The sequence below is a fragment of the Desulfonatronum sp. SC1 genome (genome assembly GCF_003046795.1).
Taxonomy (GTDB): domain Bacteria; phylum Desulfobacterota; class Desulfovibrionia; order Desulfovibrionales; family Desulfonatronaceae; genus Desulfonatronum.
This window is the reverse complement of record NZ_PZKN01000063.1, coordinates 1-3,023: the sequence shown is the minus strand read 5'-3', so window position 1 is coordinate 3,023 and position 3,023 is coordinate 1. Positions and strand designations below refer to the sequence as shown.

The 3,023-nt window shown below is 61.1% G+C and carries 1 protein-coding gene; it reads right to left on the bottom strand.

Annotated features, from left to right (window positions below):
- Nucleotides 1-200: 200 nt before the first annotated feature.
- On the bottom strand, nt 201-2,921 hold the full coding sequence (locus C6366_RS18295; RefSeq protein WP_107740623.1) for an AAA family ATPase: 2,721 nt from the start codon (nt 2,919-2,921) through the stop codon (nt 201-203).
- Between the last annotated feature and the right edge of the window lie 102 nt (nt 2,922-3,023).

Below are 3,023 nucleotides of genomic sequence, written 5' to 3'. Positions count from 1 at the left end.
ACAATGCAGCAGATGCGCACACTCCATTCATGTCTTTGTTGGAATGCCGGGGCACGAAAAGCGACCCGCAAGCTTGAGGAACCAAGCGACGCCCAGGCCCAGATACTGAAGGCCATGGGCTACGGAGTGAGCAGTGGGGTCTTACAGGAATTGGCGACTTAACACACCGAAATCACTTGCGTTTTCAAAAAAAATGACGTTCAATCTGTTAAACTCCTGTTCAGGAATTTCCGCAGGGCGTGCAGGGTGAATTTCAACGACTGGGCGGCCTTGTCCCCGTCGGTATCCGGCCAGAGCAAATTTCGCAGGGTTTCCTCGTGAACGTCCCGGCCGCCCAGCACGATCAGGGCCTTGAGCAGGGTCAAGGGTTTTCGGGTGCCCTTCCTGACGGAGACAAGCTCCATGCCGTTGCTGGTGACGCTCAATTGGCCGAACGTCCTGATCCGCAGAGGATATGGCAGACCGGTCCGCAGTGACCGCGGAACAAGGGGGGAAAGGTTGTGCCGATGGACCAGCATTCGGACATACTCCACTTCCAAGCCGTTTTCCAAGGCCTTGGCGCAGAGCAGGCCAAGCTGCCGGGGCCGCCAGTACAGGGCGTTGATCCATCCTCGTTGACGCGCCCGAGCCAGGGCCTTGGCCAGCACGCGCAGCCCAACCCGCTCCCTCCCTGACCGGAAGGCCGCATAGGCAACCGGAATCAGGAAATGCGCCTGGCCCTGAAAACCGGCGATCCCCGCGACGATCCGCCGGGCCCGGCGCAGGAAGGAGCGTGCTTCATTCCACTTGCCCGCCTCGATGCAGGCTTCGGCCAAGCCTATATTGCCCAGCATGGCAGGGAAGGGAGTGCGAGGCTGAAAGACGACGCCCGTGGCCAGTTCAGCGTGGATCAGCGCGACCTCACCGTCGCCTTGCGCCAGATGCGCGCACGCCAGCATGCAATGATAATTGCCCACGTCAAAGGCATTGGCCTTGGGCATCAGCAGCCCAAGGCGGCTCTTCAACTGCTCCAGCTCGGTCATCTGCCCCGTATCGATGGCCGTATAGGCGGCGACCAGCAGCAGGAACACGTCAAAGGCATGAACCCCGGTGGCCTCCGCCAGTTCCAACCCTTCCTGAACGATCTTCCGGCACAGGGCCGGATTTGGGTCCACCAAATGGTTGTGGGCGGCCTTGATGACCAGCCAATACAACCGGATCAAAACCGGCAGCGCCTGAGGGGAAACCAATGGGCCGAGCCGAGCGTGGATTTTCGCGGCCTCCCCCATATCGCCCATGTAGATGTGGAAAATCTGCAGATGGAACCCCAGGCAGATCTTCCGGTCAATCCCGATGTCCTCGGCCAGCAGCTCCTGCCCCCGGTCGATCCACTTCCCGCGATGGGGATGATCCGGGCGGCAGAAAACGCACCCCAGGACCATGCTCATCACCACCCTGGACTCGACAGCCCGTGAAGAAAACCGCGGTTCAGGCCCCACGGCGTCATTCATCCATTCGAAAAAAGGCTCCATGCGCATGAAATTGCCCCGTTCCTGAAAGATGGCCTGGATCATTTCCGCGCAGGCCAGCATGGCTCCCTCCATCTCACCCTGCTTCACGAATCCCTCAAACGCACCGCGCAAGAGATCGAGCCCACTCCGGGTGTCCTGGGGCAGATGGGCCACCCCGCTCCAGTACAGCAGCCAAGGGTGCTCGCGAACCAGGTCGGCTGGAATCCGCGCCAGCCAGCCCCGCAGGACTTCCTGACGACCTTGCCGCAACAGAGCCGGGGCCTGCTCCTGGACCAGCCCCATCAGGTCTGCCCAGTGATTACCGGCCAGATACAACTCCACCGCTTCTTCCGTCCTTCCGCCGGCCCTGAGCACGGCCGCGGCGTCGCGCCTTATCAGGGCGATCCTGTGAGCCGGATAGTAAGCCTCGGCGTGCGCGATCAGGAACTCCCGAAACAACTGGTGGTAGCGATATGACGTTTCCTGGCCGGGATGCCGGGTGATAAAGAAATTCTGTTCAGCCAGGCCGCGGAGCAGGTTTGCGCTGGAGGCCAGCCCCGTCACCGCTTCCGCGTCCCGGGCGGTGATGGAGGGAAGCAGGGCGGTCTTGAGCAGAAATTCCTGGGTGTGCAGGCCCGTTTTCCGAAACAGTTCATCGAGAAAATAGTCGAACACCCCTTCCCGCGGAAAAGTCGGGACGTCTTCCAGGCTGGAGGTTCGGACCAAGGTCTCGCCCAGCAGCCTCAACCCCGCGGCCCAGCCCTGGGTCTTGTCGTGAATCAGGCGGACCGTTTCCCTGGGAAAAAGATCGCCATCCGGCAACTGATGGAAAAAAGCCGCGGAGTCGGCGAAACTGAACCGCAATTCCTTCCAGCCCAGGACGTTCATCATGTTGTTGGCGCGCAGCACCGCGAAGCTCGCGGGCGGCGCCGTGCGGCTCAGCACCAGGACCTGAACGCCAGGAGGGACCATGCCCAGCCCAATGCGCAACATGTCATGAAAGGCTTCATCCTCAAGGCACTGGAAGTCGTCCAGGACCAGCACGGATCGCTCCGCTCCACGCGAGCCCATGGCCGTGAACAAGGCTTCGAAACAGCGTCTGGTGAACAGATCGATCCTGCCCCGGTATTCCGGAGTGAGCAAAGGCAGGTCCATGCGTTTTCGGGGCCGGGCCCGTTTCAAGGAGCGGCCCAGATAGTAGAAGAAGGTGGACAGGTCGGCGTCCCGCGGATCGAGCTGATACCAGAGGCAGGGCCGCTTCCGGGAAGCGGCGTACGCGGCGGCCAGCGTGGTCTTGCCCGAACCGGCCGGCGCGGAAATCCAGGTCACGCCCTGCCCGGTCTTCTCCAGCAGCCGGGTCAACCGTTGCCTGGCCAGAACGTGCAGCGGCCTGGGCGGCGTGATCTTGGTCAAAATATCCCTATTGGTCATCGCGATCCGGGGAGACATTCATGTCCGCAGGTTGTTTTCAAAAAACATCGCCATGCACGATTTTTCTAACCTTTTTCTAACCCGTTGCATGGTAGAAATCAA